The following is an 8133-nucleotide window of genomic DNA, read 5'->3' on the forward strand; positions in this document are numbered from 1 at the left end:
CCTGCGGTGGGGTGGCGATGGCGCGTCCTGGTCCGGCGGCTGCGGGACCAGTCGTCGGTGATCGCGACCGTCGTCGCCGTGACGCTGGTGGCGACCACGCTGCTCGGCACGTTCGCGCTGCTGCTGCAGGGCAGCGCCGACGACGCGCTCGCGGAGGCGCTCGACCGCGCGCCCGCGGACGACGTCCGGCTGGAGGCCGTCGTGCGGGTGTCCGGCAAGGACGCCGACGTCGCGCTCGCCACGGCGCGCGAGGCCCTGCGCGGCCTGCACGCCGGCGTGGAGGCGGACGAGGAGACGTGGCTGACCGGCAGCACCTGGATCCTGCCGGGCCGCGGCGCGTCCGGGGCCGCGCCGTACGGGTACCCCGCCTCGAGCCCCCGCGTGCCCGGCGACGCGCGCCTGCTCACCGGCACCTGGCCGGACCGCGCGCGCGACGACGCGGGCCGGCTACTCGTCGCCGTGCCGGCCGTCGCCGCCGCCGAGTACGGCTGGGCGGTGGGCACCGAGGTGCCGGTCCGCTCGCAGGGCGGGCAGCGGACGGACACGTGGCTGGTGACCGGCACCCACGAGCTGACCGGACCGCCCGGCACGTGGACCCGCGACCGCATCGACGGGCGCGGGCACGACCCGCAGTTCGTCGTGCCCGGGTCGATGGGGCGCCTCGTCACCGACCTGTGGGGGCCGATGGTCGTCGGTCCCGGCGGCCTGTCCGGCAGCGGCGTCGTCGACGTCGCGCACGTCGTGAGCGAGGTCCGGCTCGGCGACGCCCCGCCCGAGGCCCTCGCCCACCTGCGGGCGGCCGTCGACGACGCGCAGCTGACGCTCACCGCAGGGCTGCGGCCGACGGGCATGGGCGGCACCGTGCGCACGACCGTGGGCGACGCCATCGACGCCGCGTGGCGGGAGCTGTCCGTCACCCGCGTCGGCGTGGTCGTCGTCGGGCTCCTGCTCGCCGTGCTGGCGACGACCGTCATGCTGCTGGCGGCGCGCCTGCTGGGCGAGCGGCGGTCCGCCGAGGGCGAGCTGCTCGCCGCCCGGGGGGCGGCCCCGCGGCAGCTGCGCTCGCTGGCGGTCCTGGAGGCGGTCGCGCTCGCGGTCGTGTGCGGTGCCGCCGCGCCGTGGCTGGCGCGGGCGCTGTGGTCGGTCGTCGTCGCGGGCGGTCCGCTCGAGCGCGCCGGGTTCACCGTGCCGCCGGGCGTGCCGCTGCTGGCGTCGGCCACGTGCGCCGTCGTGGCGTTCGTGCTGGCCGTGGCGCTGGTGGTGCCGCAGTGGCACGTCGCCGGCTCGTCGGCGCCGGCCGCGCACGCGGGGCTCGTCCGCACGGGCGCGGACCTCGGGCTCGTCGCGCTGGCCGGGGTGGCGCTGTGGCAGCTGCTCACCTACGGGTCGCCGCTGACGGTCGGCCCGACCGGACCGCGCCTCGACCCCGTCCTCGCGGTCGGCCCGGCGCTCGTGACGCTCGGCGCCGCCGTGCTCGCGCTCCGGCTCGTCGGCCCCGTCGGGCGCGGTGCCGACGCGCTCGCCGCCCGGTCGCGCGCACTCGTGGGGCCGCTCGCCGCGTGGCAGGTCGCACGCCGCCCGGCCGCCGCGTCCGGCACGACGCTCGTGCTCGTGCTCGCCGTCGCCGCGGCGACGTTCGGGCAGTCGTTCCTCGCGACGTGGCGCGTGTCGCAGCTCGAGCAGGTCGACCTGGCCCTCGGCACCGACGTGCGCGTCGACGACCTGAGCGGGGAGCGCGTCCTGGGCTCCGCCGCCCTGACCGGGCCGCTCGACGACGCGACGGGGGCGACGGCGCAGCCCGTCGTCGACCGCTCCGCGACGCTCGGGCGCGCGCTCACCGCCGACATCGGCGTGCCCGGGTCGTCGTCGTCCATGCCCGTGCACCTCGTGGGGGTCGACACCACGCGGCCCGAGGCGCTGCGCGGCCGCACCGACGTGCCGTGGGCGCAGGTCGTGGCGGACCTCGCACCGCGCGGCCCGGAGCGGCCCGTCCCCCTGCCCGGCGACACGCAGTGGGTCGTCGCGGACGTCACCGCGGGCGTCACGCCCGCCGCCCCCGGCTCCGGCACGTTGACGCTCGTCGTCGAGGACCGCCACGGGGTCCGCACGTCGCTCGACGCGCCGCTGCCCGTGCTCGACGAGGCCACCACCGTCGCGCTCGAGGTGCCCGCCCTGGCCGGCCCCGCCCGCGTGGTCGCGGTGAGCGGCCGCATCTCGCTCGCGCTCGCCCCGCCGCGGCCCGAGGGCCAGGAGGAGTCCCGCGAGACCTTCGGGTTCGGCACGGTGCGCGTCACCTCCGCCCGGGTCGTCGACCGCGCCGCCGCGGTCGACGCCGACGCCGCCGCGACCGCGGCTGCCGCACCCCTCCCGCTGGCCGACGGCGGCTGGGAGGGCTTCGCGTACAGCGGCACGAGCCGGTACACGCTGGGCGTCACGGGCGGCGCCGACGCCCTGCAGCTCACCGGCGAGATGAACCTGACGGCGATCGTCAACGGCAGCGGCCGTCTCGGGGCGGTCGCGTGGCAGACCGGCAGCGGGCCCGTGCCCGTGGTGGTGACCGAGGCCGCCGCGCGCGAGGGCGTCCTCGGCCCCGGTGACGACCTGGCGCTCACGCTCGGCAGCACCAGCGTGGACGCGGAGGTGGAACGCGTGGTCCCGTACCTGCCCGGCGCGCCCCGCGGGCCGGGCGTGCTGGCGGACCGTGCCCGGCTCGGCCGTGCGCTCCTCGAGCAGGGCAGCGGCGAGCCGCTCGTCGACGCCTGGTGGGTCGCCGCCCGGCCCGGCGACGACGGCGTCGCGCTCGGCGCCGCCCTCGACGCGACCGGTGTCGGGGACGTCGCGGTGCGCACCACGCAGCGCCAGGTCGCCACCGAGGGGCCGCTGCGGGTGGGCGTGCCCGTGGCGCTGTCGCTCGTCGCGCTCGCCGCGGCCGCGCTCGTCGTGGTCGGGCTCGGCACGAGCACGACCGTGGCGGTGCGCAGCCGGCGGCTCGAGCTCGCGCGGCTCCAGGCGCTCGGCGCGGCGCGCGGCGGGCTCGTGCGCGGGCTGCTCGTCGAGCACCTGCTGCTCGTCGGGCTCGGCACCGTCGCGGGCCTCGCGATCGGGTGGGGCGTCGCCGCGACCGTCGCCCCGCTGCTCACCGTGTCGGGCGACGGGCGGCGGCCGGTGCCCGGCCCGCTGCTCGTGTGGCCCTGGCTGGGCCAGCTCGGCGTCGCCGCGACGCTGGCCGCCGCCGCCTGCCTCGTCGTCGCCGTCGTCGCCGCGCTCCTCGTGCGCCGCGCCTCGGGGGCGCTCCTTCGACTGGGGGACGACCGGTGACCCTGCTGACCACGCGCGCACGCGCCACCACGTCCGACGCCCTGCTCGTCGCCCGCCGGCGGGCCCGGCAGGACGCCGCCCTGCTCGTGGGCACCGCCGTGCTGCTGCTCGGCACGCTGCTGCTGGCGCTCGCCCTGCCGCGGCTCGTCGAGCGCACCGCCGACGCCGCGGTCCGCGACACGCTCCGCGCCGCGGGCACGGACGCCGACGTGATCGGCTTCCCGTACGTGACGCCCGGCGCGTTCGACCCCGACTACGTCGAGGAGGCCGTGGCGACGGCGCGCTGGCTGACGACGGAGTTCGACGCGGGCCTCGGCGAACCCGTCGCGAGCGTCCGCACGCCGACGTTCGTCGCCCGCACGCCGGCGGGCGCGTTCCTCACCCGCCTCGTGACGGTGGTCGTGCCGGACCGCCCGGCCACGCAGGAGCCCGTCCGCTGGGTCGCGGGCACCGCCCCGGCGCCCGTCCCGCCCGGCGGGGAGCTCCCCGACGGCACGCCGGCGCCGCCGAGCGTGCAGGTCGGGCTGAGCGCCGCCGCCGCGCGCAGCCTGGGGCTGACCCTCGACGACGGCCCCGTGCGCATCGCGCGCGGCTCCGAGTCGGTCGACGCGTACGTCGACGTCACCGGCCTCTACGAGCCGGTCGACCCGGACGACGTGCTCTGGCGGGCCTCCGGGGACCTGCTCGGGACGGTCCCGACGGCGCCGGGCTCGGAGGCCGCCGACCTCGCCGGCCTGTACGTGCCCACGTCCGGGATCGAGGACCTCGAGCAGGTCAACGGCACGCGCCGGCTCGAGACGTCGGTCCGGGCCCCCGTCGACACCGACGGGATGACGCTCGGCGACGCCCGCGCGCTGCGCGACCAGGTGGTACGGCTCACCGCCACCACCGGGAGCGTGGGCAGCGCGCTGCCGGACATCCTCGACGCCTTCGAGACCCGGCTCACGGCTGCCCGTGCGCAGGCGTCGCTGGTCGTCGTCGGGCTCGGCGCCACCGGCGCGCTCTGCCTCGTGCTCGCCGCGGGGCTGCTCGCGGGACGCCGGCAGGTCTCGCTCGCCGGCGAGCGCGCCCGCGGCGCGTCGATCGCGTCGGTCGTCCTGCGCGGCCTCGTCGAGACGCTGCCCGTCGTGGTGCTGGTCGCCGCTCTCGCGTACGCCGCGGTGGCGCTCACCCTGCCGGGCCGGGGCGGCTCCGTCACGGTGGCGGCCGGCGTCGCCGTGGTGGCGGCCGTGGCCCCCGCGGTGCTCGCGGCCCGCACCGCTGCCGGGGCGTGGACGGGCCGTCGCGTGCCGGCGGACCGGCGCGAGCGCGCCCGGCTCGTGGCCCGCCGACGGGCGCGCCAGGGCGTCGTCGAGGCGCTGGTCGTCCTGCTCGCCGTCGGCGCCCTCGTCGCGGTGCGCACGCGCGGGCTGGTGCCGGCCGGGGACGGGGACGTCGACCCGCTGCTCGCGGCGGCGCCCGTGCTGGTGTCGGCCGCCGCGGCGCTCGTCGTCGTGCGCGTGGCGCCCGCCGTGGTGCGGTCCACGGGCCGTCTCGCCGCCCGCTCGCGGGGCCTCGCCGCGCCGCTCGCCGTCGCGCGCGCCCAGGGCGCGGCCACGGCACTGACTCCCCTGCTCGCGGTGACGGTCGCGGTCGCGCTCGTCGTGCTGTCGGGCGTCCTGGCGCACTCGGCGCAGGTCGGCCAGCAGCGCGCCGCCGACGTCCAGGTGGGCGCCGACGCGCGCCTCGACGGGCGCCTCGACACGCCGCTCGGCGTCGCCGCGCTCGAGGACGTGGCGGGCGCGCCGGGCGTCGACGCCGTCGCCCTGGCGGTGCAGATGCCCGCCCGCGGGTACAACGCCGGGTCCGGCCTGTCGGCCACGGTGCTCGCGGTCGACGCCGAGGCGTGGGCGCAGGCGCGCGCGGCCCGCGGCCTGCCGGTCGACGACGGGCTCGCCGCGCTCGCGACGCCGTCCGTCGACGCGCCCGCCGGGTCGGTGCCCGCGCTCGTCAGCGCGACCCTGCTCACGCGCACGGCCGAGGCGGGCGACGCCGGCCCGCCGACCGTGACCCTGCCGCTCGGCTCCGTGACCCTCGACGTGCGGGGCACGACGGAGCTCGACGCGGACCGCGGCGCGCCGCCGCTCGACGCCCGCGCGGCCTTCCCCGTCGAGAGCGAGGACGAGGGCCTCGTCGTCGTCGACCGCGCCGCGCTCGCGGCGGCCGGCGTCACGGTGCCGTCCCCCGACCGCGCGTGGGTCACGGGACCGGGCGCGGCCGCGGCGGTGGACGCGCTCACCCTGCCGCCGCCGCAGGTCGCCGGGATCGTCACGACGACGCGCGACGGCTGGTGGGAAGCGTGGTCGTCGGCACCGCTGACGTCGTCGCTCCTCACCATGCAGCTGCTCGGGGTGGGCGTGCTGGCGCTCCTGCTCGTGCTGGCGCTGGTCCTGGTGGTCGTCGCCACCGCGCGCGAGCGCGGGCGCACCCTCTCCACGCTGCGCACGCTCGGCCTCGACGGGCGCACGGCGCGCGCCGCGACGCTGGGCGAGCTCGCGCCGCTGGTGCTGGGCGGCCTGGTGGGCGGCTCGCTCATCGGGCTGGCGGTGCCGTGGCTCGTCGCGGACGCGCTCGGCCTGCCGTGGCTCACGGGCGAGCCGGGCGACGCGCGCCTGGTCCCCGCGGCGTGGCCGGTGCTCGTGGCGGCGGCCGCGCTGCTCGTCGCGCTGGCCGTCGCCGTCGCGGTCGAGCAGGCCGTGCGACGGCGGGACCGGCTGGGCGAGGTGCTCCGGGTGGGTGAGCGGTGAGCGCGCACGACGTGGGGCGGGCGACGCGGGACCCACGACGCGAGACCGGGACGAGGGGGCCACGGTGACGGACGCACGCGGCACGGGCAGGGACCAGTCAGGGACGAGGGAGGAGCCGGCATGGACGCCGTGGACCAGCTGAGCGTGGAACGGGCACCTGCGCCGACGGCGCTGTCGGCGCTGGAGGAGCAGGCGCGCCGGCGCCCCGAGGAGTTCGGGCGGACCGCGCTGATCGTGTGCGAGTCGCTCGTGCGCATCTACCAGTCCGAGGGCATCGAGGTGCAGGCGCTGCAGGGCCTCGACCTGCTCGTCGAGTCGGGCGAGCTCGTCGCGGTCGTCGGGGCGTCCGGCTCCGGCAAGTCGACGCTGCTGTCGGTGCTGTCGGGCCTCGACGTGCCGACGGCCGGGCGCGTGCGCGTCGGGCCCTGGGATCTCATGACGATGAGCGCCCGGGACCGGGTGCGGTACCGCCGCAGCATGGTCGGGTTCGTGTGGCAGCAGACCGCGCGCAACCTCGTCCCGTACCTGACGGCCGCCGAGAACGTCGCGCTGCCGATGGCGCTCGCCGGGCGGCCGCGCAAGCAGCGCGCGACGGACGCGGCGGCCCTGCTCGACGTGCTCGGGGTCGGCTACTGCGCCGACCGCCGGCCCGGGCAGATGTCCGGCGGCGAGCAGCAGCGCGTCGCGATCGCCACCGCGCTCGCGAACTCCCCGCAGGTGCTGCTCGCCGACGAGCCGACCGGCGAGCTCGACACCGCGACGTCCGCCGACGTGCTGGAGGCGCTGCGGTCGGTCAACCGCGACCTCGGCACGACCGTCGTCGTCGTCACGCACGACCCCGGCGTCAGCGAGCACGTGCAGCGCACCGTCGCGATCCGCGACGGGCGGACGAGCTCGGAGGTGCTGCGCCGCACCGCGACGCGGGACGACGGCACCGAGCACGTCGTCGCCGAGGAGTTCGCGGTGCTCGACCGCGCCGGCCGCGTGCAGCTGCCGCGCGAGTACCGCGAGACCCTCGACCTGGTGGGGCGCGTGCGGCTCGCGCTCGAGCAGTCGCACGTCGAGGTCCACCCCGACCGCCGCGCCGAGCAGGAGGGCGACCGATGACCGCCACGACCACCGCCCCCGCACCCGGCGCGGCCACCGCCGACGGGCCGATCGTCCGCGTCGAGCACGTCGGCCGCACCTACGGCAGCGGGCGTGCGGCCGTGCACGCGCTGCAGGACGTGTCCCTCGAGGTGCACCCCGGCGAGCTCGTCGCGATCGTCGGCCGCTCCGGGTCCGGCAAGACGACGCTGCTCAACGCGATCGGCGGGCTCGACCGCCCCGACGAGGGCCGCGTGCTCGTCGCCGGGCGCGAGGTCTCCGCGCTGGACGAGCGCGGGCTGGTCGAGCTGCGCCGCGACGTCGTGTCCTTCGTGTTCCAGACGTTCGGCCTCGTGCCCGTGCTCACGGCCGCGGAGAACGTCGGCGTGCCGCTGCGCATGCGCCGCACACCCGTCCCCGAGCGCGAGGCCCGCGTCGCCCTGCTGCTCGACCTCGTCGGCCTCGGCCCGCACGCCCGCCAGCGTCCCGGGCAGATGTCGGGCGGTCAGCAGCAGCGCGTCGCCATCGCCCGCGCGCTGGCGAACTCGCCGCGCCTGCTCATCGCCGACGAGCCCACCGGCCAGCTCGACACCGAGACGGGCCGCGCCGTCATGGCGCTCATCCGCGCGGTGGTCGAGGCCGAGGGCATGACGGCGATCGTCTCGACGCACGACCCCGTGATGGTCGCGCTCGCGGACCGCGTCATCCGGCTCGCCGACGGGCGCCTGGTCCAGGACTGAGCCGGCCGGCCCGACCGCTGGGGGGTCGGGGCGGCCGGGCAGCCCGCACGTCGACCACGCCCGTCGATCGCGCCGGTCGGTCAGGCGGGGTCGGCCACCGGGCGGGCGGACGCCGTCGCGGCCGCAGCGGTGGCGAGCGACGACGGCTGCCAGGCGCTGGACCAGGCCCGCGAGCGCCGGGGCACGTCCGCGCAGGCGAGGGC

The 8133-nt window shown here is 78.9% G+C and carries 4 protein-coding genes; all 4 read left to right on the forward strand.

Translation table 11 applies throughout. The annotated features are described in order from the left end of the window. Positions 1-6 precede the first annotated feature (6 nt). The 4 genes from ACFUMH_RS08850 (at position 7) to ACFUMH_RS08865 (ending at position 7930) form a co-directional block, all read left to right on the forward strand. A complete protein-coding gene (locus ACFUMH_RS08850) occupies positions 7-3318 on the forward strand; it encodes an FtsX-like permease family protein (protein WP_378203531.1) in 3312 nt (1103 codons plus the stop codon). Further along, positions 3315-6104, forward strand: a complete 2790-nt coding sequence (locus ACFUMH_RS08855; RefSeq protein WP_378203534.1) for an FtsX-like permease family protein — start codon at positions 3315-3317, stop codon at positions 6102-6104. The genes ACFUMH_RS08850 and ACFUMH_RS08855 overlap by 4 nt, the downstream gene beginning before the upstream one ends. Positions 6105-6224: 120 nt before the next feature. Then, positions 6225-7211 carry an ABC transporter ATP-binding protein gene (locus ACFUMH_RS08860; protein ID WP_378203537.1) on the forward strand — a complete coding sequence of 329 codons (987 nt, stop codon included), beginning with the start codon at positions 6225-6227 and terminating at the stop codon, positions 7209-7211. Next, positions 7208-7930 carry an ABC transporter ATP-binding protein gene (locus ACFUMH_RS08865; protein ID WP_378203540.1) on the forward strand — a complete coding sequence of 241 codons (723 nt, stop codon included), beginning with the start codon at positions 7208-7210 and terminating at the stop codon, positions 7928-7930. Before ACFUMH_RS08860 ends, ACFUMH_RS08865 begins: the two co-directional genes overlap by 4 nt. Positions 7931-8133: the final 203 nt, after the last annotated feature.

This window comes from Cellulomonas sp. NPDC057328, assembly GCF_042667215.1.
Lineage (GTDB): Bacteria > Actinomycetota > Actinomycetes > Actinomycetales > Cellulomonadaceae > Cellulomonas.